This window comes from Pseudonocardia sp. TMWB2A (assembly GCF_017312135.1).
This window is the reverse complement of sequence record NZ_QKQY01000002.1, coordinates 3,759,736-3,781,535: the sequence shown is the minus strand read 5'-3', so window position 1 is coordinate 3,781,535 and position 21,800 is coordinate 3,759,736. Positions and strand designations below refer to the sequence as shown.

The following is a 21,800-nucleotide window of genomic DNA, read 5'->3' as shown; positions in this document are numbered from 1 at the left end:
AGGGGAGTCGCAGGTGCGTCGCTGGGGTTGGCTGGTCGTCCTGGTCGTGGGACTGGTGCTGTTCGAGGCGGTGCGCCGGGTCCTGCTGGTCACCCAGAACCCGAACCTCGTCCCGTCGCTGATCCTGCTCGGCGCCGCGGTCGCCCCGGCCGCGTTCGTGACCTTCGTGCTGGGGCGGCGGCTGGACTACTCGATCGGCGCCGGGCCGATCGCGCTGGTCGCGTTCCTCGGCGGGGTCGTCGGCGTCGTCGCGGCGGGGCTGCTGGAGTTCGACGCGATGCGCTCGCTCGGCACGCTGCCGATGCTCGGCGTCGCGCTGATCGAGGAGTCGGCCAAGCTCGTCGCGCCCCTGCTGGTGCTGCTGCTGACCGCGCGCCGCGGGCATCCCGCGGACGGCCTGCTGGTCGGGGTCGCGTCCGGGGCGGGCTTCGCCGCGCTGGAGACGATGGGCTACGGCTTCGTCGTACTGGTCCGCTCGAACGGCGACCTCGGCGCCGTCGACGACGTCCTGCTCCTGCGGGGCGTGCTCAGCCCGGCGGCGCACATGGCGTGGACCGGGCTCACCGCGGCGGCGCTCTGGTACGCGGCGCGGCGGCGCACCCGGCGGGCCGCCGGGCGTGCGCTGCTGGTGTTCGTCCTGGCCGTGGCGCTGCACACCACCTGGGACAGCGTCGGCGGGTTCGTCGCCTACGGGGTGCTCGCCGTGGTCAGCCTGGGGCTGCTCACCGGGTTCGCCCACCGGCTGCCGCACCGCACCCCGGGCACCGCGCTGCCCGCCTGACCCGCCTCAGGTGGTCTGGTCGGCCGAGGGCTGCGCGGCCAGGCGAGCCGAGTAGATCGAGTACCCGTCGAGCCACCGCGCCACCGCGGTCGCCACCAGCGTCGCGGCGACCAGCGGGACGGCGATCGCGAACCCGGTGCCGGTCAGCTCCAGCACCAGCACCAGACCGGCCAGCGGCGCCTGCATCCCGGCCCCGATCATCGCGGCCGCCCCGACCAGGGCGAACGTGCCGACCGGGGTGCCCGGCCACAGCGCCGACCAGGCCCCGCCGAGCGCGGCCCCGAGCACCGCGCCGGTGCACAGAGTCGGGGTGAACAGCCCTCCGGACGCGCCGCTGCCCAGGCACACCGCCGTGACCAGCGGCTTCAGCACGGCCAGCGCCGCGAACAGCAGCAGCGCCCCGCCGCCGAGGAAGGCCTGCTCGGCCAGGTCCGCACCGTTGCCGTAGAGCTGCGGGAACGCCAGCCCGGCCACACCGAGCAGCCCGAACGCGACGACCGGGGCGGCGATCCGCCACCACGTCCGCCGGGGTCCGTGGTGCGACACGAACCCGATCAGCCGGACCCAGCCGGTCGCGAGCACCCCGATCAGCACGCCCGCGGGCACCGCCCACACCAGCAGCGACGGCGTCGTCGCCGGGACCGGGAGGCCCGGGTAGAGCGGCCCGGCGGGCAGGTACAGCCAGGCGACGACGGTGGCGGTCGCGGTGCAGGCCAGCGCGGGCAGCACCACCGGCAGCCGCACGGTGCCGACGAGCACCTCGGCGGTGAACAGCGCCCCGCCCAGCGGCACGTCGTAGACGCAGGCCAGCCCGGCCCCGGCGCCGCAGGCGACCAGCAGCCGTCGCTGCTCGAGCGACAATCCGCCCCAGCCGGCCAGGACCGCGCCCCACACCCCGCCCATCAGCTTGGGCGCGGCCTCCCGGCCGAGCGAGGCGCCGAGCCCGACCACGACCTCCGACAGCGCCGCGGTGCCGGTGCTGCGGCGCACCCCGAGCCGCGCGTCGCCGGTCCAGATCGCGTCGTCGACGTCGGTGCGGCCGGGGACGAACCGGCGCAGCAGGTACCCGCCGACCCCGGCGACGAGCCCGGCCACCAGCAGCGGCCACACCCGCCCCCAGGCGTCGGCCCGCTCGACCGCCGCCTGGAACCCCTCCGCCGCCCCGGCCCCCCAGGCCCGGTCCGACACCGCGTGCAGCAGCGCCATCAGCACGATCCCGGACAGCCCGGCGGCGACCCCGGTCACGACGAGCAGCAGCCAGAACCGGACGGTCAGCGGCGACGCGCCGTCGCCGGTGACGTTGGGCTGGTCGGTCGCGGCCCGCTTCGACCCGACGCGCGTCCGCAGGACGGGGGCGGGGACCCGGAGGCGCTCACTCGGTCGGCGTGACACCCCGCCATGATCCCCGCCCTGTCCGGACACCCTCCCGACGGGTGGTCCGCGCTCAGGCGAAGGCGTCCGGCGGCGGGCAGGAGCAGACCAGGTTCCGGTCGCCGTGGGCACCGTCGATCCGGCGCACCGGCGGCCACACCTTCCGGTCGTGCACGCCCGGGGTGACCCCGGTCGGGTACGCGGCCAGCTCCCGCGGGTACGGGTGGTCCCACTTGTCGTCGGCCAGACAGGCCGCGGTGTGCGGGGCGTTCCGCAGCGGGTTGTCCTCGGCGGGCCACTCCCCCGCGGCGACGCGGTCGATCTCGCCGCGGATCGACACCATCGCGGCGACGAACCGCTCGATCTCGGCGAGGTCCTCGGACTCGGTGGGCTCGACCATCAGCGTCCCGGCCACCGGGAAGGACATGGTCGGGGCGTGGATGCCGTGGTCGATGAGCCGCTTGGCGACGTCGTCGACGGTCACCCCGGTCTCCTTGGTCAGCGTGCGCAGGTCGAGGATGCACTCGTGGGCGACCGTGCCGTCGGCGCCCGCGTAGAGAACCGGGAAGTGCTCCCGCAGCCGGGTGGCGACGTAGTTGGCGGCCGCCACCGCGGTCAACGTGGCGCGGCGCATCCCGTCCAGGCCCATCATCCGCAGGTAGGCCCAGGAGATCGGCAGGACGCCGGGCGAACCGAAGCGGGCGGCGGACACCGGGCCGACACCGCCGTCGGACCGGGGCGTGCGCCCGGGCAGGAACGGCGCCAGGTGCTCGGCCACCGCGACCGGGCCCACGCCCGGCCCACCGCCGCCGTGCGGGATGCAGAAGGTCTTGTGCAGGTTGAGGTGGCTGACGTCGCCGCCGAAGGCCCCCGGACGGGCGACCCCGACCAGCGCGTTGAGGTTGGCGCCGTCGACGTACACCTGGCCGCCGGCGTCGTGCACCGCGGCGCACACGTCGCGGACCCCGGCCTCGTAGACGCCGTGCGTCGACGGGTAGGTGATCATCAACGCGGCGAGCCGGTCGCCGTGCTCGGCGATCTTCGCGTGCAGGTCGTCGAGGTCGACGTCGCCGCCCGGTGCGGTCCCGACGACGACCACCCGCAGCCCGGCCATGATCGCCGAGGCGGCGTTGGTGCCGTGCGCGGAGGCCGGGATCAGGCAGACGTCGCGGTCGGTCTCACCGCGGCTGCGGTGGTACGCGGCGATGGCGAGCAGCCCGGCGAGCTCGCCCTGGCTGCCCGCGTTGGGCTGCAGCGACACCGCGGCGTAGCCGGTGAGGTCGGCCAGCCAGGTCTCCAGCTGGTCGATCATCTCCCGGGTGCCGGCGGTGTCGGACTCCGGCGCGAGCGGGTGCAGGTCGGCGAACTGCGGCCAGGTCACCGCCTCCATCTCGGCGGCGGCGTTGAGCTTCATGGTGCACGAGCCCAGCGGGATCATCGTGCGGTCCAGCGCGAGGTCGGCGTCGGCGAGGCGGCGCAGCCAGCGCATCAGCGCGGTCTCGGACCGGAACTCGTGGAACGTCGAATGCGTGAGGTACTCGCTCGCACGGCGCAGGCCCGCGGGCAGCGCGTCGGCGGTGTCCCCGTCGAGCGCGGCCACGTCCACCCCGGTGACGCCGAACGCCGCCCACACCGCGTGCAGGTGCGCCACGGTGGTGATCTCCGAGGTGGCGACGCCGACCTCGTCGTCCGAGGCGCGGCGCAGCGCGATCCCGGCGTCGTGCGCGGCGGCGACGACGGCGTCGGCGCGGCCGGGGACGCGGGCGAGCACGGAGTCGAAGAACGCGTCGTGGACGATCTCCACCCCGCCCGAGCGCAGACCGGCGGCGAGCACCGCGGCCATCCGGTGGGTGCGGGTGGCGATCTCGCGGAGCCCGTCCGGGCCGTGGTGCACCCCGTAGCAGGCGGCCATGACCGCGAGCAGGACCTGCGCGGTGCAGATGTTGGAGGTGGCCTTCTCCCGGCGGATGTGCTGCTCACGGGTCTGCAGCGCGAGGCGCAGGGCGTAGTGGCCGTCGGCGTCGCGGGAGACCCCGACCAGGCGTCCCGGCAGCTGACGGGCATGCTTCTGCCCGACCGAGAGGTAGCCCGCGTGCGGGCCGCCGAAGCCGAGCGGCACCCCGAAGCGCTGGGTGGACCCGATTGCGGCGTCCGCGCCGAGCTCCCCGGGCGGGGTGAGCAGGGTCAGGGCCAGCAGGTCCGCCGCGACGGCGACGAGCGCCCCGCGCCCGTGCGCGGCCTCGACCAGCGCCGACGGGTCGGCGACCCGGCCCGACGCGCCCGGGTAGGACAGCAGCACCCCGAAGAACTCGCCCTCGGGCAGCACGCCGTCGCCGAGGTCGGCGACGACCAGCTCGATGCCGAGCGGCTCGGCGCGGGTGCGCAGCACGTCCACGGTCTGGGCCCCGGTGTCGGCGTCGACGACGAACCGCGGGCTGGTCGAGCGGTTGGCCCGGCGCAGCAGCGTCATCGCCTCGGCGGCGGCGGTGGCCTCGTCGAGCAGCGAGGCACCGGCGACCGGCAGCCCGGTCAGGTCGGACACCATCGTCTGGAAGGTCAGCAGGGCCTCGAGCCTGCCCTGGCTGATCTCGGGCTGGTACGGCGTGTACGCGGTGTACCAGGCCGGGTTCTCCAGCACGTTGCGGCGGATCACCGACGGGGTGCGGGTGCCGTGGTAGCCGTAGCCGATCATCGGGACGGTGACGGTGTTGCGCCCGGCCAGCTCGCGGAGCTCGGCGAGCATCTCGGCCTCGCCCACCGGCGCGGGCAGCGACGCGCCGACCGGTCCGTCGTCGCGGATGGTGTCGGGCAGCGCGCGGGCGGCGAGCGCTTCGAGGGAGTCGACGCCCAGCACCTCCAGCATCCGGGCCAGGTCACCGGGCCGGGGCCCGATGTGGCGCTCGGCGAACGGGAGCCCCCGCTCCAGCTCGGCGAGGGTGGGACGGTGCTCGGACGTCGGGCTCACGGCGCCTCCGGAGGTCGTCGGGCGGATCGGGGCAGGGCAACTCGCCCCTCCCCCTCTGTCCGTACCCGCGGAACGGGCGCCTGAGAGATTCACCGGAGGCTTCCGGCTTTCCCCGTCGGCGGACGGGTGCCTCGCGTGCGTGTGCGACCCGTCGCTTTCCAGAGGCGCCTCGACCGCGCGGTCCGTGTGCCTGAGAGATTCCGGGAAGGGGTTGCTCCTTCGGCGCCCGGGCACGTTCCCCGGGGCTCTCCCGCACGGCGTCGACGACTACCGGGCCAGCCTACCTGCGTAGTTCTGCGGCGTCGCCGCCTGCGCCGGCTCGTCACACTTCCTGCCATGTCGAACACCAGCGCTCCGAACACCACCCCGGCCACCACCGCCGCGTTCCACACGCAGGCGATGCTGTCCTTCGGCGTGTCGCTCGCGGCCGTCGTCGTCGGGACCGTCTACCTGCCCGTCGACGGGTGGGTGAAGGCGTTCCTCGCGATCGCCGTGCTGTACGCGATCACCTCGGCGTTCACCCTCGCGAAGTGCGTCCGGGACCGGCAGGACAGCCTGACCGTGGTCAACCGGGTCGACCAGGCGCGGATGGAGAAGCTCCTGGCCGAGCACGACCCGTTCCGGGCCGTGGCCTGACCGGGTCCGGTCAGGAGATCGCGCGGCGCGCGCGGCGGCGGGCCAGCTCGTCCTCGGGGGCCTCGTCGACGGTGCCGCCGTCGGCCCGCTCGGCCGGGAAGTCCTTGATGACGCCGGAGATCTCGCGCATCGCCCCGGACACCGCGATCCCGAACACGCCCTGGCCGCCCTGCAGCAGGTCGACGACCTCCTCCGGGGAGGTGCACTCGTAGACGGTGGTGCCGTCGGAGAACAGGGTGATGCCGGCCAGGTCGCGGATCCCGCGCCGGCGCAGGTGCTCGACGGCGATCCGGATGTTCTGCAGCGAGACACCGGCGTCGAGCAGCCGCTTCACGATCTTGAGGACGAGGACGTCCTTGAAGGAGTACAGCCGCTGGCTGCCCGACCCGGCGGCCCCGCGGATCGACGGCACGACCAGCCCGGTGCGGGCCCAGTAGTCCAGCTGCCGGTAGGTGATGCCGACGACCTGGCACGCGGTCGGCCCGCGGAAGCCGACCAGGCGGTCGGTCACCCCGTCGAGCCCCTCACCGACGAGCGGGTCCGGGAACAGCTCTCCCTGACCCGGCCCCTCGGGTGGTGGCGTCTGCACCGCGCGGTCTCCCTCGGTCGGGACCGTGGCCCTCCCCTACCATGTGACTCTGGGTAGTGGTGAGTTCCACGGATGTCATCAGTCGTGATGACGGTAGGCCCAGTGGCCGAGGTGGTCAACGCGGCTCGCCGACCCGGGCGTACCGGACACCCGCCCGGGTTGCCGGGTACGGAGGGCGTACAGCCGCCGAACGGTCGGTGACGTCGGTGAACGGTCGAACCGTGGTCCATCCGGTCCCACCACCGGGTGACGGCGGTGGTCACCCGGACGGATCAGCCCGGCTGGGCCCCGCGGAAGTCCTCCGGCGACACGGAGTCGAGGAACTCGCGGAACTTCTCGACCTCGTCCTCCTGCTCGTCGGGGATGACGAGCCCCGCCTCGGCGAGGACGCTCTCGTCGGCGTGGACCGGAACGCCGGTGCGCAGCGCCAGCGCGATCGAGTCGCTCGGCCGCGCGGACACCGTGACGCCGCCGTCGAAGATCAGCTCGGCGTAGAAGGTGCCCTCCTGCAGGTCGGTCACCCGCACCTGCTCGAGCCGCCGCCCGAGTGCCCCGATCACGTCCTTGAGCAGGTCGTGGGTCAGCGGCCGCGCGGGCTTGACCCCCTGCTGCTCCAGGGCGATCGCCGTCGCCTCCACCGATCCGATCCAGATCGGGAGGTATCGGTCGCCGTTCGTCTCCCGCAGCAGCAGGATCGGCTGGTTCGCCGGAAGTTCGACCCGGACGCCCACGACGCGCATCTCGCTCATCAGCCCGCCTCCCCGGCCCTGTCGGGCCTGTCGGGCCACCCGGGTGGACACGCCACCCCGGCCGCCCTGATCGCCTTGCTCGCCCTGACCCGTGCGGCGGACCCCGACGGGCTCCGTGTCGTTGCCACCGCACTGCCACCGACATCTGATGACGCTACACGGCGGTCCGCCCCGACGCGCGCCTCCGGACGGGGAGTGACGGGGTCCGTTCGACGATCGTCACACGCCCGTCGCGCACGGCGTGTCGGCTCGACACCCGTCGGTCCCCGTGCACGCCGAAGGCCCGTCGCACCAGGGGGTACGAGAGCACCCCCGGCCGCGACGGGCCGGTCGTACGCGGGGTTCCGTGACCGGCGCCTGCGGCGCCGCACGGAACCGGGATCAGCCCTGGGCGCCCGGCTCGCGGGGCCCGGTCAGGAAGACCAGGCGGAACTTGCCGATCTGCACCTCGTCGCCGTTGGCGAGCACCGCCGTGTCGACCGGCTCGCGGTTGACGTAGGTGCCGTTGAGGCTGCCGACGTCGACCACGACGAACTCACCGGCGTCGCGGCGGAACTCCGCGTGCCGCCGGGAGACGGTGACGTCGTCGAGGAAGATGTCGCTGTCGGGGTGCCGGCCGGCGCTGGTGGTCGGCACGTCCAGAAGGAAGCGCGAGCCGGCGTTCGGACCGCGCCGGACGACGAGCAGCGCCGACCCGGCGGGAAGCCCGTCGACACCCGAGACGGCGGGCTCGGCGGCCGGCTGCTCGACGTCGGCGAGGAAGTCCGCCCGGAAGACCGACGTGGTCTCCGGTGCGCGCTCCGGTGGCACGTCGCGCGGGTCGTTCGTGGTCACCTCGGGGACTCCTCCTCGCGGATGCGGTACCCGGACGGCGTCCGGGCGGTCAGGGCTGAGCGGGGCCGGTGTCCCGGTCCCTTCCGGACGGCACGTCCAGGGGATGTGAACCTACCGGTCGGGGCGGCCGGGGCGATACGGAGGTCGGCGCGCCGTGCCGCGTGGCGCGGCGGGCGGGCCGGCTCAGGCTCCGTCGGCCAGCTGGCGGTAGGCGTCGGCGTCGAGCAGGCCGTCGAGCGAGGCCCCCTCGGCCAGGCGGATCTCGACGATCCACCCGTCACCGTAGGGGGCGGAGTTCACCAGCTCCGGGCCGGCGTCCAGCCCGTCGTTCACGGCGACGACCTCGCCGCCGACCGGGGCGTAGATGTCCGACACCGACTTGGTCGACTCGACCTCGCCCATGGCGTCGCCCGCGGCGAGGGTGTCGCCGACGGCCGGCAGCTGCACGAAGACGACGTCACCGAGCTGCGACTGGGCGTGGTCGGTGATGCCGACGCGGACCACCCCGTCCCCGCTGCGGCGCACCCACTCGTGGGCCTCGGTGTAGGACAGGTCCGACGGGATCTCCGAGCTCACGCCGTGGAGCCTATCCCGCGGCGCCGCCGTGATCGAACCGGGCCGCCGGGGCCGGGACGCCCGGCTCCGGACGCCGCAGCGCCAGCCGGAACTGGGCCAGGTACAGCAGCCCCGACCACAGGTAGAGGGCCACGCCCCAGATGGCGAAGGCGTTCGCGACGACGCCGACCACGGCCTCGGCGGGCGAGGGCCCGTCGCCGAGCAGGAGCAGCGGGAAGGCGTAGAGCAGGACGAAGGTGGCGGCCTTGCCGAGGTAGACGACCTCGAAGGGGCCGTAGCCGCGGTGGCGCAGCACGAACACGCAGACGGCGAGGACGACGTCGCGGGCGACCAGGGCGACCACCGCCCACCACGGGACGATGTCGCGCGCGGCCAGCCCGACCAGCGCGGCCAGGATGTAGAGGCGGTCCACGGCCGGGTCGAGCATGGCGCCGAACCGGCTGAACTGGTCCAGGACGCGGGCGAGCTTGCCGTCGAGCCAGTCGGTGAACCCGCCGATCGCCAGCACCGCGACGGCCCAGCCGTCGGCCTCCGGGCCGAGCATCAGCCACAGGAACAGCGGCACCCCGGCCAGGCGCAGCATGCTGAGCGCGTTCGGGACGGTCCAGAGCCGGTCGTCGTCGGTGGGCGGGCCGACGGTGTCGTGCACCGAGTCCCGGACGGTGTCGCGCACCGTGTCCCGGACGGTGTCGCGGGCCTCGCGGACCGAGTCGGCGGCCTCGCGGGCGCTGCGGCGCACCGCTGCCGCCCGTCCGGTATCGCTCTCCCCGCCCACACCGGGCACCCTAGTCGTCGGGTCGGGGTGTGCGGGTCACCCCGTCGGGGTGAGGATGGGGACATGACCGACACCAACATCTCCCTGCGCGACATCCAGGCCCCGCTCAAGCAGCAGTACCGCGACGACCCGGAGTCGGCGGTCATCACCCTGAAGGCGGACGGGGAGCTCGGCTCCGGGGTGGCGTGCAAGGTCTCGACCGGCCAGGCGATGGCCGAGGCGGGCCTGCACCCGGCCACCGGCGGCGACGGCACCCAGCTGTGCTCGGGCGACATGCTGCTGGAGGCGCTGGTGGCCTGTGCCGGGGTGACCCTGCGCGCGGTGGCCACCGCACTGGAGCTCGAGGTGCTCGGCGCCGTGCGCGCCGAGGGCGACCTCGACTTCCGCGGCACCCTCGGCGTCGCGAAGGACGCCCCGGTCGGTTTCCGGGAGATCCGCCTGTCCTTCGACGTCGACATCCGCGACGGCGGCGCGCCCGCCGCCGAGGACAAGGTCGCGACCCTGGTGAAGCTGACCGAGCGGTACTGCGTCGTCCTGCAGACCATCCAGGGCAGCGCGACCACCTCGGTCGCGGTCAACCCGGCCGCCTGACCCGCCCGCGGCACGCCGGACGGTGACCACCCGGACACCGGGTGCCACCGCCGTCCGGCGGGCACCGGGCAGCGCCGAACGGCCGTAGGTCCTGGTCGGACCAGGTCTGCCCGCTCCGGTCGCCCGCCGGTGGCGATCCGCTCGTCGCGCGTCACCGTCGGTTCGGCGCCCCACACGCTCCGAGGTCTCCGGTCCCCGCCGAGGGCCTCCGTACGGTTGATCCGTCCAGGAGTTCGTGACGGGGTGTGCCCGGCGCCGCGACGTGCGGTGGCGGGGCACGCGCGGCAGGTGAGACGTGATCAAGCTGGCGGACGCGCTGACGTCCGGCGATCACGTGTGCGCGGTCCCGGACAGCACGGAGCACCTCGGGGAGCTCGCCGCCGCCTACGTCGCGCACGGTCTCGACCGGGGCGAGCGCATCCTCTACTTCGACGACGACGGCGCCGCCGACGTCCTGCTCCGCCGCCTCGTCGAGGACGGCGTCGAGGTCGACGACCCGCTGCGCCACGGCCAGCTGGAGATCCTGCCCGCCGAGCGGACCCGGCGCACCTTCCGCACCCCGCTGTCCGACGTGCACGCCGGGATGTCCGGCGAGGTCGCCCGCTCCCGCGAGCTCGGCTGGAACGGCACCCGGATGACCGGCCAGATGCACTCGGTGCTCGACGCGGGCGCCGCGGGCACCCTGCCCGAGTACGACGGCCTGCTGGCCCGGCTGGTCCGCGAGAGCGCGGGCGGTCTGACCGCGCTGTGCACCTACGACACCGAGCACTTCCCGGCCGAGCAGATCGACATCATGCGGGCGCTGCACCGCGACCACGTCCCCTGCTCCACCGCCTACGACGACGGTCTGCTCCGGATCGTGCGCCTCGGTACCGGCCACGCCCGGCTGGCCGGCGAGGTCGACCACAGCAACCGCTCGAAGATCACCTCGCTGCTGCAGTCGGCCCTGGACGCCGCGCTGCGCTCCGCGGACGCCTGCACCGACATCGGCCTGGACCTGGCCTCGGTGCGGTTCGTCGACGTCGCCACCGCGGTCGCGCTGGTGCACGCCGCCGAGGGCTTCCCGGCCACCCACCGCCTGGTGCTGCACCGGGTCCGGCCGCGGGTGCTGCGCGTGCTCGAACGCTGCGGCGCGGCCTTCTCCCCCCAGCTCGTGTTCGACGACCACCCGCCGGCCCCCGAGGTCGTGCACCCGGGAGGACAGCTCCGGTGAAGGTCAACGCCGCACCCCGCCCGCCCGGCTTCCGGCACGCCCTCGTGCACGCCGACGACCCGGTGGAGCTGCTCGCCGCCGTCGCCCCCGCCGCCCGGGCCGCGGCACGCGACACCGGCGCCCGGGTCGCGCTGGACCTGCCCGCACCGCTGGAGCAGGCGCTGCACGACGAGCTCGGCGACGAGGTCGAGCTCGGCAGGCTCACCTCGCTGACCAGCTCCGCCCGGGAGTCCGGACAGACCGTCGCCGCCTGGCGGGCCCGGGAGCTGCGGGCGCTGACCTCCTCGGGCCGCCCGGTGTTCGTCGTGAGCGCGCACGACCCGGACCTCGACGGCGTCGACGGCGGGTTCTGGGTCGAGCTGGAGGCCGCGCTCAACATCTCCCTCGCGGGGCTGCCGGTCCTGCAGGTGTGCGCCTACCCCCGGTTGCCGCTGCACGGCGCGGTCGGCGAGTCGGCGGTGGTCAACCACCCGCTGCGGCTGCGTGTCTCCGGGCTCACCGAGAACCCGCGGCACCGCCCGCCCGCCGAGGTGCTCGCGGCCCTGCCGATCGCGCCGCCGCACCTGCTCGGACCGCCGGACGTCACGTTGTCCTACAACACCTTCGAGCTGTCCCGGGTGCGCGACGCCGTCGAGGAGGCCGCCCGGGTGTGCCGGTTCGACACCGCCCGCGGCGAGGACATGGTGCAGGCGGTCAACGAGGTCGCCACCAACGCGGTCGAGCACGGGTCCCCGGAGGCGGGGCTGTCGGTGTGGGCGCGCGACGGGGAGCTGGTCTGCGAGGTCCAGGACAGCGGGGCGATCGCGCTGCCGCTGATCGGGCTCGCGCCGCCGCACCCGTCGCAGGCCCGGGGGCGCGGGACCTGGATCGCCCGGCAGCTCTGCGACAGCCTGCACGTGTGGCGGGCCCCGGACGGGACCCACGTCCGGCTGCTCTCCCGGGCCTGACGCAGATCTCACAATCCGGCCGTACCCGGATCTCACACCGTGGGCACTGCTGGGCTATCCTCGTCCCACGACACCACACGGAGACGCCGCCCGCCGTCCGTGTCGGTGCGGTTCCGTCGTGCCCGCTCCGCGATCCGAGGCCCTCCCGCCCGGCGCGCCCCGGCTCCGCACGGACCCGATCGCGGGCCGCACGCCACGACCGATCCGGGGAAACGGCCATGTCCGACGATCACTGTCGATCCAGTGAGCAGAGCACTCCCACCTCCGCCCCGCACGTGCGGGTGCTGGGCTCGTTCGGGCTGCGCGCGGGTGACCGCGCCGTCCCGCTGCCGGTCGACTCCCGTCGCCTGGTCGCCTATCTCGCCGTCCACCGGCGGCCGCAGCCGACCGCGGCGCTCGCCGCGACGCTGTGGCCCGGGGTCGGTCCCGTCCCCGCGGCCCGGCTGCTCGATGAGGCCGTCGCCGGCGTCGACGTACCGGGCCTGCTCGACGCCGACCACCTCGGCCGGCTGCAGCTCGGCGACGACGTGGTCGTCGACCTCACCGAGGCCATGCTGCTGATCCGCGGGCTGTCCGCGCCCAGCATGCTGCGCACCGTGCGCGAGATCGGTGCGCCGGAGACCGCGCTGCTGGAGGCCGACATCCTCCCGTCGTGGACCGCGGCGTGGATCGCCGTCGAGCGCGAGCGGTTCCGCCAGCTGCGCCTGTCCGCCCTGGAAGGGCTGGCCGGCACGCTCACCGCCGCCGACCGGCACGACGACGCCGTCGCCGTCGCGCGCCGGGCCGTCGCCACCGCACCGAGCCGCGAGCGGTCGCGCCGCGCCCTGGTCGAGGCCCTGCTCGCCGGCGGGCACGTCGCCGACGCCCTCGCCGAGTACGAGGAGTTCCAGCGGCTGCTGCGCAACAGCGTCGGCGCCACCCCGGACTCCGAGCTGGACCGCCTGCTCGCCCCGCTCGACGCGGGCTGGCCGCTCGGCCCGGGCCTGCACCGCCCGGCCCAGCGCTTCGCCGTGGGCATGCCCGGCACCGGCCGCGGCCCGCAGCGCTCGCGCCGGGTCGTCGCGGGGAGCCCGGCCAGCGGGCGCTGACCGGCCACACCGACGACGAGGGGGGCGCGACCGGACGGTCGCGCCCCCCTCGTCGTGTGCGGCTAGTGGAACTGCGGGCGGCGCTTCTCGCCGAACGCGGCGAGCCCCTCGGCACCCTCCGGACCCGCGGCGCAGGTCGCGATGGAGTCCGCCTCGGCCTCGAGCTGCTCGTCGAGCCCCCGGTCCCAGGTCACGGCCAGGAGACCGCGGATGCGGCCCAGCGCGGCCGTCGGTCCCTGGGCGAGCCGGTGCGCGACCGCGGCGGCCTCGTCGGCGACCCGGTCGTCGTCGACGACGGAGGCGAGCAGCCCCAGCTCGGCCAGCGTCTCGGCCTCCAGTACCTCGTCGGTGAGCAGGACCCGCCGTGCCCGCGCGGCACCGATCAGCCGCGGCAGCGTCCAGGTCATCCCGCCGTCGGGGGAGAACCCGATGCCGGGGTAGGCCGGGCGCATCCGGGTCGAGGTCCCGCCGACGGCGAGGTCGCAGGCCAGCGCGATGCTCATGCCCGCACCGGCGGCCCAGCCCGGGACCGCCGCGACCGTGGGCACCGGGGAGGCGGCCAGCGGGCGCAGCATGGAGTGGAAGGTGTCTGCGAGGCCGTGCACGTAGGCGTAGCGGTCGTCGGCCCCGGCGAAGGCGCGCACGTCACCGCCGGTGCAGAAGTTCTCGCCGTCGCCGTGCACCAGCACCGCGCCGGTCTCGGCCGGGTCGAGCGCCAGCAGCGCCTCGGTGACCTCGGCCATGGCGGGCCCGTCGAGGGTGCCGTGGCGGCCGGTGGAGACCCGGCAGCGCAGCACCCGCCCCTCGCGGGTGACGGCGGGGGCGCTCGTCGCGGCGCTCACGCGAGCGCCCGCAGCTTAGGCGCGACGTCGGTCGTGAACTGTTCCAGGAACCGGCGCTGGTCGTGCCCCGGTCCGTGCACGACGAGGTGGTTCAGGCCCGCGTCGAGGTAGGGCTTGATCTGCTCGACGGCCTCGTCGGGGTCCGACGCGACGATCCAGCGCTTCACCACCTGCTCGATCGGCAGCTCGTCGGCCAGGCGCTCCATCTCCTGCGAGGAGTCGACGGAGTTCTTCTGGTCCGCGGTGAGCGACAGCGGCGCCCAGAACCGGGTGTTCTCCCGCGCGGCGTCGGGGTCGCGGTCGTAGCTGATCTTGATCTCGATCATCTTGTCGATGGCGCCCGCGTCGCGGTCGGCCTTGCCCGCGCCCTCCTCGACGCCCGGGAGGAGCTTGTCGGTGTAGAGGTCCATGCCCTTGCCGGAGGTGCAGATGAACCCGTCGCCGAACCGGCCGGCGAACCGGGCGACCATCGGGCCCCCCGCGGCGACGTAGATCGGGACCGGCTGCTCGGGCCGGTCGTAGATCATGGCGTCGACGAAGGTGTAGTACTCACCCTCGGTGCTGACCGACTCCTCGGTCCACAGCGCGCGCATCATCTTCACGGCCTCGCGCAGCCGGGCGAAGCGCTCCTTGAACTCGGGCCACTCCCGCCCGGACACCGCGATCTCGTTGAGCGCCTCGCCGGTGCCGACGCCGAGCACGACCCGGTTGCCGGTGAGCAGCGCCATCGTGGCGAACTCCTGGGCCAGCACCGCCGGGTTGTAGCGGAACGTGGGGGTGAGCACGGAGGTGCCGATCTGCACCCGCTTCGTGCGCTCCCCCACCGCCGCCATCCAGGGCAGCGCGGCCGGGGCGTGCCCGCCCTCGTGCCGCCAGGGCAGGAAGTGGTCCGACGCCCAGACGCTGTCGAGCCCGAGCTCCTCGGCCAGCACCGCGTACTCGACGAGGTCGCGGGGGCCGAACTGTTCGGCCGACGCCTTGTACCCGATCTTCAGATCCACGGATCCGTCCTTCTCGCGTGATCGCCCGGCGCCCGGTCTGCGAACGCCGTTGGTCCTGCAGGTCTTGCTACACCCCGGGGCCGTCCGGCGCAGCACCGCGGCGCCCGCGACACACGGGCGGTGACCGGGACCACGCCCCGGCCGGGGCCCGCGCGCGGTCGGCGGTGCCGCGAGGTGAGTGCCGGGCGGGGCGCGCGCGGCGGGACTCGTACGATCGACGACGTGTTCGACGCCTCCGACCCGGACGAGATCCCGCTCCCGCCCGAGCCCGAGGACGACTACGGCGACGAACCCCCACCGGAGGACGCCTGGGCCGCCGCGCCCGCCGGGCCGGGGCGGCCGCCGGAGCCGGAGCCGGTCCCGGAGCGGGTGCACAGCAGCGACCCGCACGAGATCCTGCGCCGCGTCTTCGGCTACGACACGTTCCGCGGCGAGCAGCAGGCGATCGTCGAGCAGGTCACCGGCGGCGGGGACGCGCTGGTGCTCATGCCGACCGGTGGCGGCAAGTCGCTGTGCTACCAGGTCCCGGCGCTGGCCCGGCCGGGCACCGGGGTCGTGGTGTCGCCGCTGATCGCGCTGATGCAGGACCAGGTCGACGCGCTGCGCGCGCTCGGGGTGCGGGCCGGGTTCCTCAACTCCACCCAGGACGCCGACGAGCGCCGCCTCACCGAGCAGGAGTTCCTCGCGGGCGAGCTGGACCTGCTCTACCTCGCCCCGGAGCGGCTGCGGGTCGAGTCCACCGTGCGGCTGCTGGAGCGCGGCCGGATCGCCCTGTTCGCGATCGACGAGGCGCACTGCGTCGCGCAGTGGGGGCACGACTTCCGGCCCGACTACCTGCTGCTCTCCGAGCTGCCGAAGCGCTGGCCGGACGTCCCGCGGATCGCGCTGACCGCGACCGCGACCGACGCGACCCGCACCGAGATCGCGCAGCGCCTGGAGCTGACCGGGGCGCGGCACTTCGTCGCGAGCTTCGACCGGCCCAACATCCAGTACCGGATCGTCGCGAAGAACGAGCCGCGCCGTCAGCTGCTGGAGCTGCTGCGCTCCGAGCACGCCGGGGACGCGGGCATCGTCTACTGCCTGTCGCGCAAGTCGGTCGAGCAGACCGCGGAGTTCCTCACCGCGCAGGGGATCCGGGCACTGCCGTACCACGCGGGGCTCGACGCGTCGGTGCGCCGGGAGAACCAGTCCCGGTTCCTGCGCGAGGACGGCCTGGTCATGTGCGCGACGATCGCGTTCGGCATGGGCATCGACAAGCCCGACGTCCGCTTCGTCGCCCACCTGGACCTGCCGAAGTCCGTGGAGGGCTACTACCAGGAGACCGGCCGCGCGGGCCGCGACGGCGAGCCGTCGACGGCGTGGCTGGCCTACGGGCTCGCCGACGTCGTCCAGCAGCGGAAGATGATCGACGACGGCGAGGGCGACGCCGCGCACAAGCGGCGCCTGGCCCAGCACCTCGACGCGATGCTCGCGCTGTGCGAGACCACCGAGTGCCGCCGGGCGCAGCTGCTGCGCTACTTCGGGCAGAGGCCCGACGCCCAGCGGTGCGGGAACTGCGACACCTGTCTGACGCCGGTGTCGTCGTGGGACGGCACGGTCGCGGCGCAGAAGGTGCTGTCGACGGTGTGGCGGCTGAAGAAGGAGCGCAACCAGGAGTTCGGCTCCGGGCAGGTCGTCGACATCCTGCTGGGCAAGCGCACCCCGAAGGTCGACCAGCACCGCCACCACGAGCTGTCGGTGTTCGGCGTCGGGACCGAGCTGACCGACGTCGCGTGGCGCAACGTGCTGCGCCAGCTCGTCGCGCGCGGGCTGCTGACCGTCGGCGGGAACTACTCGACGCTGCGGTTCACCGACGAGTCCCCGGCGGCGATGCGCGGCGAGCAGACGGTCATGCTGCGCACCGAGCCGGAGCGCGCCGCGCGGTCGTCGCGGTCGCGGGGCGGGTCGAAGCCGGCCGTGGAGATGCCGGCCGAGCTCGCGCCGGTGTTCGAGCGGCTGCGGGCCTGGCGGGCGGCGACGGCGAAGGAGCAGGGCGTCCCCGCCTACGTGATCTTCCACGACGCGACGCTGCGCGAGATCGCGACCCGCGCCCCCGCCGATCGGGCCGCGCTGGGCACGATCTCCGGGATCGGCGAGGGCAAGCTCGCCCGCTACGGCGACCAGGTGATCGACGTGCTGCACGGCGCGGACCCGTGAGGCCGGCATGACCCGGCCGCTCATCGGGATCTCCTGCTACGCCGAGCGCGCCGACTACTGGATCATGCGCGACGACGACGTCGTGCTGCTCCCCCGCACCTACGTCGACATGGTGCTCGCTGCGGGCGGGACCCCGGTGCTGCTGGCCCCGGTGGCGGGCGGGGACGCGGCCGTCGACGTCCTCGACGGGCTGGTCGTCGCCGGTGGGCCCGACGTCGACCCGGCCCGTTACGGGCAGCCGCCCGGTGCGCACACCGACCCGCCGCGCACCGAGCGCGACGCCGCCGACCTCGCCGCGCTGCACCGGGCGCTGGCCCGCGGCGTCCCGGTGCTGGGGATCTGCCGGGGCCACCAGCTGCTCAACGTCGCGCTCGGCGGGACGTTGCACCAGCACCTGCCCGACGTGCTCGGCGCCGGGGCCGCGGCGGCGCACGCGGCCGGGCCGGGGGTCTACGCGCCGGTCGACGTCACCACCGAGCCCGGTACCCGGGCCGCGCAGATCCTGGGGCCGGGCCCGGTGCGGGTGCGCTGTCACCACCACCAGGGCGTCGACCGGGCCGGGGCCGGGCTGCGGGTGTCGGCCCGCGCCGGGGACGTGGTCGAGGCCCTCGAGTGGGCCGAGCCGGCCGGGTCCGACACGCCCTGGGTGCTGGGCGTGCAGTCCCACCCCGAACGCGACACCACCGACCTGCGCCTGGCGCGGGCGGTGGTCGCCGCGGCCCGGCGCGCGCGGACCTCCGGGCTCCGCCCGGTCGCCGTCGCCGGCTGAGCGCGCCGGGCGCACCCGTCCCCGCGACGCGGACCGCGGCCGTCCTCGATCGGCCCTAGCCTCCGGGGGCATGACGACACCCACCACGACCCTCGACTGGAACGCCGAGCTGCTCGCGCAGCTGACGTTCCACTGGGACACCCTGCTGCGGCCGCGGCTGGCCGGGCTCACCGACGACGAGTACCACCGGGAGCCGGTGCCCGGCTGCTGGGGCGTGCGCCGCCGCGGGGAGTCGGTGACCCCGCCGGGCGCCGGGTCCGGCGACTGGGTGATCGACTTCACGTTCCCGACGTCGGAGCCGCCGCCTGTCACGACGATCGCGTGGCGGTTCGGGCACCTCCTGGTCGGGGTGTTCGCGATGCGCTCGCACTCCCACTTCGGCGGCCCGGCCGTCGACTACGACTCCTACGCCTACCCCGGCACCGCGGCACAGGCGCTCGACGCACTCGACGCCGAGTACGCCCGCTGGACCGCCGGGGTCGCCGCGCTCGGCGCCGAGGGCCTCGCCCGGCCGTGCGGACCGGCCGAGGGCCCCTACGCCGACGCGCCGCTGGCCACCCTGGTGCTGCACATCCACCGGGAGGCCATCCACCACGGCGCGGAGATCGCGCTGCTGCGCGACCTCTACCGGGCCGGCTGAGCCGGGCGCCGGGCCGGGCTCAGCCGGCCCGCCCGATCCGCTTGAGCACCGGGGGCAGGTCCCCGGAGTGGAGGACCCCGAGGCGCTGGGTGGCCCGGGTGATCGCCACGTAGAGGTCGTTGAGCCCGCGCGGGGACTCGTCCAGCATCTCCTGCGGCTCGACGACGACGACGGCGTCGAACTCCAGGCCCTTCGACGCGGCCACCGGGAGCACGACGACGGGGGCGTCGAGCTCGGACTCGCCTGCGGTCTCCTCGGTGTCGGGCCCGGCCGGCGTCACGAGGCCTGCGGTCTCCAGCACGGCGCGCACGTGGGCGACGCGGCCCTCGGGGGCGAGGACGACGGTGCGCCCGTCCCCGACGGCGTCGCGCTCGGCGCCCACCCGCTCGGCCAGCACCCGGTCGCCGTCGGCCCCGGCGGGCAGCGCCGCCGCCCACGGCGGCACCCCGGTCGAGCGCACCGACGACGGCGGCCGCAGCGACGCGTCGATCTCGGCGAGCACGTCGTCGGCGACGTCGGCGATCTCCGAGGGCGTCCGGTAGTTCACCGTCAGCTGCTCCAGGCGCCAGCGGCGGGCCACGAACGGTGACAGGACCTCGTCCCAGGAGCCCGCGCCGCCGCGGTCACCGGTCTGGGCGATGTCCCCGACCAGGGTCATCGACCGGGCGGGGGCGCGACGCATGACCATCCGCCAGGCCATCGCCGACAGCTCCTGCGCCTCGTCGACGATGATGTGGCCGTAGGTCCACTCCCGGTCCGCGGCCGCCCGCTCGGCGGTGGAGTCGTAGCGGGAGACCTGCATGCGCTCGGCGAGCCGGTCGGCGTCGATGATGTCGGTGGCGCGCAGCAGCTCGGGGTCGAGGTCCTCCTCCAGGTCGAGCACGTCGAGCACGCCCTGGGCGTACTCGACCTCCTCGCGCAGTGCGGCGGCCTCGGCGGCGGCCTGGGCGGCGCCGTCGTCGCCGAGCAGCTCGGCGGCCTCGTCGAGCAGGGCGACGTCGGCCGGGGTCCAGCGCAGGTCCGGGGGCACGTCGGCGCCGGGCGCCGGGCGCTCCAGCAGGGCCCGCTCGGGCGCCGGGATCCGCCGGGCCACCGAGTTGAGCCGGCGACGGTCGGCGAACAGGTCGGTGAGCAGCTGCTCGGGCGACAGCGTCGGCCAGAGCTCCTCGAGCTGCGTCGCGACCGCGGCGGACTCGGCGAGCTCGTCGCGGATGTCGTCGACGTCGCGCCGGTCCAGCAGGCCGGACTCGCCGCCGCCGACGCGACGGGCGACCTGCTGGGCGAGCAGCCGCAGCAGCTCCTTGCGGAAGATGCGGCGGGCCTCGTTGTGCGGCTTACGGGAGCGCCGGGCCCGGGTGCGGGCCTGGGCGACGGTGTCCCGGTCGAGGACGACCCGCTGCTGCTCCACGACGAGCTCGACCGGGGTGCGCGGCAGCTGCTGCCGGTCGCGCACCGCGGCGGCGATCACCGGCGCCATGTCGGCGCGGCCCTTCAGCTCGGCCGTCGCCGGGGACTCGGTGCGTCGCGCGTCCAGGCCGGGGAACAGCTGGGCGACGGTGCCGAGCACGACGCTGGTCTCCCCCAGCGAGGGCAGGACCTGGCCGATGTAGCGCAGGAACGTCGGGTTCGGCCCGACGACGAGCACGCCGCGCCGGGCCAGCCGGTCGCGGTGGGTGTAGAGCAGGTAGGCCGCGCGGTGCAGCGCCACCGCCGTCTTCCCGGTGCCGGGCCCGCCCTGCACGACCAGCACCCCGGACGGCTTCGACCGGATGATCCGGTCCTGCTCGCCCTGGATGGTGGCGACGATGTCGCCCATCCGCCCGGTACGGGCCGAGGAGACCGCCGCCAGCAGCGCGGCCTCGCTGGTGAGCCCGGAGCCCGAGCGGGCCCGCTCGGCCTCGGTCATCTCGGCGAGGTTGAGCGGCTCGTCGTCGACCGCGACGACCTGCCGCAGCCGGGTCCGCAGGTGCCTGCGCCGCCGCATCCCCTCGGGGTTCGCGGCGGTGGCGGTGTAGAACGGCCGGGCGGCGGGTGCCCGCCAGTCCATCAGCAGCGGCTCGTACTCGTTGTCCTCGTCGAGCAGGCCGATGCGGCCGACGTAGCGGATCTCGCCGTCGTCGGCGTCGAGCCGGCCGAAGGCCAGCCCGTGCTCGGCGGCACGCAGACCGGCGAGCCGGTCGGTGAGCATCTCCGCGGCGGCGTCGCGCTGGGTGATGGCCTGCGGGGTGCCGACGGTCTCCTCGCGCAGCGTGTCGGCCAGCCGGCGCGCGGTGTCGCGACGGCGGTCCTCGAGCTGCTCGTAGAGCATGGCCACGTAGGACTGTTCGTGGGCCAGCTCCGGGTCGACCGGCGCGGCGGGGTCGGCCGCGGCAGCCGGGGAGCCGGCAGTGGAAGTGGGTTCGGGCACGGCGCGGGGATCCTCCACCGGGGGGACGTACACGACACGTCCGCGCGGTGGCAGGACGAGCCTGTCTCCGACGGAGCGACTGACCAGGCTACCAGTGGTGCACGACCATCCGGTGGACGACGGGGCGGGATTCAGCCGCCCGCGGCCGGCACCCGCGCCCGCACCCGGAACGTGGCGGCGTCGACCCGGGTGACGCCCGCCGCGGAGACCGTCGCCGCACCGGGGCCGGTCGCGGTGCAGGTCACGGTCGCGCCGACCGGGACGTCGCCGTCCGGGCAGCCGAGCAGCGGCGCACCGTCGTGGCCCAGCGCCCGCAGCGCGTGCAGGACGGTGCCGGTCGCCGCGACCGACGCCGAGCCACCGGTGCCGGCGACGGCGACGGTGTGGTCGACCCGTCCGGCCGTGTCGACCGGCACGGCCCCGGCGACGGTGAGCCACCAGGCGCCGGCCGAGGTGCGTGTCCCGGCCCCGCGGTGCTCGGTCGCCCCGGAGCGGGGCGTCGCGGTCACCGTCGCCCAGCCGCGGCGGTCGACGCCCGCGGTGAGCGTGCAGGTGGCGCGCAGGGTGCCGTCGTCGGACCCGACGGGTTCGGTGCAGGTCGCCGTGACCGGGCCGCCCTCCTGGCGGGCGAGCACCCGCTCGACGTGCCCGGTCACCTCGGCCCGGTCGGGCGGGGACCCGGGCGAGACCCACAGCACGTACCCGACGACGACCACGACGACGATCCCGGCGGCGACCGCCACGGACCTCCACACCGGTGACATACCGGACATCGGACCACTGCGGGGACGGCGGCGGGATCCGCCGTCCTACGCAGTCCGGCCCGGCGC

At 75.2% G+C, this 21,800-nt stretch carries 20 protein-coding genes and 1 riboswitch; of the genes, 9 read left to right on the top strand and 11 right to left on the bottom strand.

What is annotated here, in order from left to right; genetic code table 11:
- Window positions 1–13 precede the first annotated feature (13 nt).
- Complete coding sequence (locus tag DMP17_RS32245) at window positions 14–781, top strand: PrsW family glutamic-type intramembrane protease (protein WP_337831511.1); 768 nt, start codon at window positions 14–16, stop codon at window positions 779–781.
- A gap of 6 nt (window positions 782–787) precedes the next feature.
- Here the strand turns inward: DMP17_RS32245 and DMP17_RS32240 are convergent, their stop codons facing one another.
- Complete coding sequence (locus DMP17_RS32240; protein ID WP_337831510.1) at window positions 788–2,173, bottom strand: chloride channel protein; 1,386 nt, start codon at window positions 2,171–2,173, stop codon at window positions 788–790.
- Window positions 2,174–2,225: 52 nt separating this feature from the next.
- On the bottom strand, window positions 2,226–5,117 hold the full coding sequence (gene gcvP, locus DMP17_RS32235; protein ID WP_337831509.1) for an aminomethyl-transferring glycine dehydrogenase: 2,892 nt from the start codon (window positions 5,115–5,117) through the stop codon (window positions 2,226–2,228).
- A gap of 168 nt (window positions 5,118–5,285) precedes the next feature.
- Window positions 5,286–5,380: riboswitch (glycine riboswitch) on the bottom strand.
- Window positions 5,381–5,453: 73 nt separating this feature from the next.
- Here gcvP and DMP17_RS32230 point away from each other — a divergent pair.
- Complete coding sequence (locus tag DMP17_RS32230; protein WP_062394965.1) at window positions 5,454–5,753, top strand: YiaA/YiaB family inner membrane protein; 300 nt, start codon at window positions 5,454–5,456, stop codon at window positions 5,751–5,753.
- A 10-nt stretch (window positions 5,754–5,763) separates the two neighbouring features.
- Here the strand turns inward: DMP17_RS32230 and DMP17_RS32225 are convergent, their stop codons facing one another.
- The 5 genes from DMP17_RS32225 to DMP17_RS32205 form a co-directional block, all read right to left on the bottom strand.
- Window positions 5,764–6,342 (bottom strand): MerR family transcriptional regulator, encoded by a 579-nt coding sequence (locus DMP17_RS32225; RefSeq protein WP_208623102.1) that lies wholly within the window; start codon window positions 6,340–6,342, stop codon window positions 5,764–5,766.
- A gap of 272 nt (window positions 6,343–6,614) precedes the next feature.
- Window positions 6,615–7,091 carry a bifunctional nuclease family protein gene (locus DMP17_RS32220; protein ID WP_010224693.1) on the bottom strand — a complete coding sequence of 159 codons (477 nt, stop codon included), beginning with the start codon at window positions 7,089–7,091 and terminating at the stop codon, window positions 6,615–6,617.
- Between the two features lie 381 nt (window positions 7,092–7,472).
- Window positions 7,473–7,925: a glycogen accumulation regulator GarA gene (garA, locus tag DMP17_RS32215; protein ID WP_062394962.1), complete on the bottom strand. Its 453-nt coding sequence runs from the start codon at window positions 7,923–7,925 to the stop codon at window positions 7,473–7,475.
- A gap of 183 nt (window positions 7,926–8,108) precedes the next feature.
- Window positions 8,109–8,501, bottom strand: coding sequence for a glycine cleavage system protein GcvH (gene gcvH, locus DMP17_RS32210; protein ID WP_224388041.1), 393 nt, complete (start codon window positions 8,499–8,501; stop codon window positions 8,109–8,111).
- 10 nt (window positions 8,502–8,511) lie between these two features.
- The gene (locus DMP17_RS32205) at window positions 8,512–9,150 is read right to left on the bottom strand and encodes a CDP-alcohol phosphatidyltransferase family protein (protein WP_337832765.1); all 639 of its coding nucleotides are present in this window, start codon (window positions 9,148–9,150) and stop codon (window positions 8,512–8,514) included.
- A gap of 189 nt (window positions 9,151–9,339) precedes the next feature.
- Between DMP17_RS32205 and DMP17_RS32200 the strand changes: the two genes are divergently transcribed.
- From DMP17_RS32200 to DMP17_RS32185, 4 genes are all read left to right on the top strand, one after another.
- Window positions 9,340–9,867 carry an OsmC family protein gene (locus DMP17_RS32200; RefSeq protein ID WP_062394956.1) on the top strand — a complete coding sequence of 176 codons (528 nt, stop codon included), beginning with the start codon at window positions 9,340–9,342 and terminating at the stop codon, window positions 9,865–9,867.
- Between the two features lie 295 nt (window positions 9,868–10,162).
- Complete coding sequence (locus DMP17_RS32195) at window positions 10,163–11,080, top strand: MEDS domain-containing protein (RefSeq protein WP_337831508.1); 918 nt, start codon at window positions 10,163–10,165, stop codon at window positions 11,078–11,080.
- Window positions 11,077–12,027, top strand: a complete 951-nt coding sequence (locus DMP17_RS32190) for an ATP-binding protein (protein WP_337831507.1) — start codon at window positions 11,077–11,079, stop codon at window positions 12,025–12,027. The genes DMP17_RS32195 and DMP17_RS32190 overlap by 4 nt, the downstream gene beginning before the upstream one ends.
- Before the next feature lie 218 nt (window positions 12,028–12,245).
- The gene (locus tag DMP17_RS32185; RefSeq protein ID WP_226357099.1) at window positions 12,246–13,115 is read left to right on the top strand and encodes an AfsR/SARP family transcriptional regulator; all 870 of its coding nucleotides are present in this window, start codon (window positions 12,246–12,248) and stop codon (window positions 13,113–13,115) included.
- A 62-nt stretch (window positions 13,116–13,177) separates the two neighbouring features.
- Here DMP17_RS32185 and DMP17_RS32180 read toward each other — a convergent pair whose 3' ends face one another.
- A complete protein-coding gene (locus tag DMP17_RS32180) occupies window positions 13,178–13,957 on the bottom strand; it encodes an enoyl-CoA hydratase/isomerase family protein (RefSeq protein WP_226357098.1) in 780 nt (259 codons plus the stop codon).
- Complete coding sequence (gene fgd, locus DMP17_RS32175; RefSeq protein ID WP_226365176.1) at window positions 13,954–14,958, bottom strand: glucose-6-phosphate dehydrogenase (coenzyme-F420); 1,005 nt, start codon at window positions 14,956–14,958, stop codon at window positions 13,954–13,956. Before fgd ends, DMP17_RS32180 begins: the two co-directional genes overlap by 4 nt.
- A gap of 369 nt (window positions 14,959–15,327) precedes the next feature.
- Between fgd and recQ the strand changes: the two genes are divergently transcribed.
- From recQ to DMP17_RS32160, 3 genes are all read left to right on the top strand, one after another.
- Window positions 15,328–17,154, top strand: a complete 1,827-nt coding sequence (recQ, locus tag DMP17_RS32170; protein ID WP_337832764.1) for a DNA helicase RecQ — start codon at window positions 15,328–15,330, stop codon at window positions 17,152–17,154.
- A gap of 7 nt (window positions 17,155–17,161) precedes the next feature.
- Complete coding sequence (locus tag DMP17_RS32165) at window positions 17,162–17,923, top strand: gamma-glutamyl-gamma-aminobutyrate hydrolase family protein (protein ID WP_226365177.1); 762 nt, start codon at window positions 17,162–17,164, stop codon at window positions 17,921–17,923.
- Window positions 17,924–17,993: 70 nt separating this feature from the next.
- The gene (locus DMP17_RS32160) at window positions 17,994–18,563 is read left to right on the top strand and encodes a DinB family protein (protein WP_337831506.1); all 570 of its coding nucleotides are present in this window, start codon (window positions 17,994–17,996) and stop codon (window positions 18,561–18,563) included.
- 19 nt (window positions 18,564–18,582) lie between these two features.
- On the opposite strand, the gene DMP17_RS32155 is transcribed toward DMP17_RS32160, so the two are convergent.
- Window positions 18,583–20,871, bottom strand: a complete 2,289-nt coding sequence (locus DMP17_RS32155) for a HelD family protein (protein ID WP_226366040.1) — start codon at window positions 20,869–20,871, stop codon at window positions 18,583–18,585.
- Between the two features lie 230 nt (window positions 20,872–21,101).
- Window positions 21,102–21,713: a hypothetical protein gene (locus DMP17_RS32150; protein WP_337831505.1), complete on the bottom strand. Its 612-nt coding sequence runs from the start codon at window positions 21,711–21,713 to the stop codon at window positions 21,102–21,104.
- Window positions 21,714–21,800 lie beyond the last annotated feature (87 nt).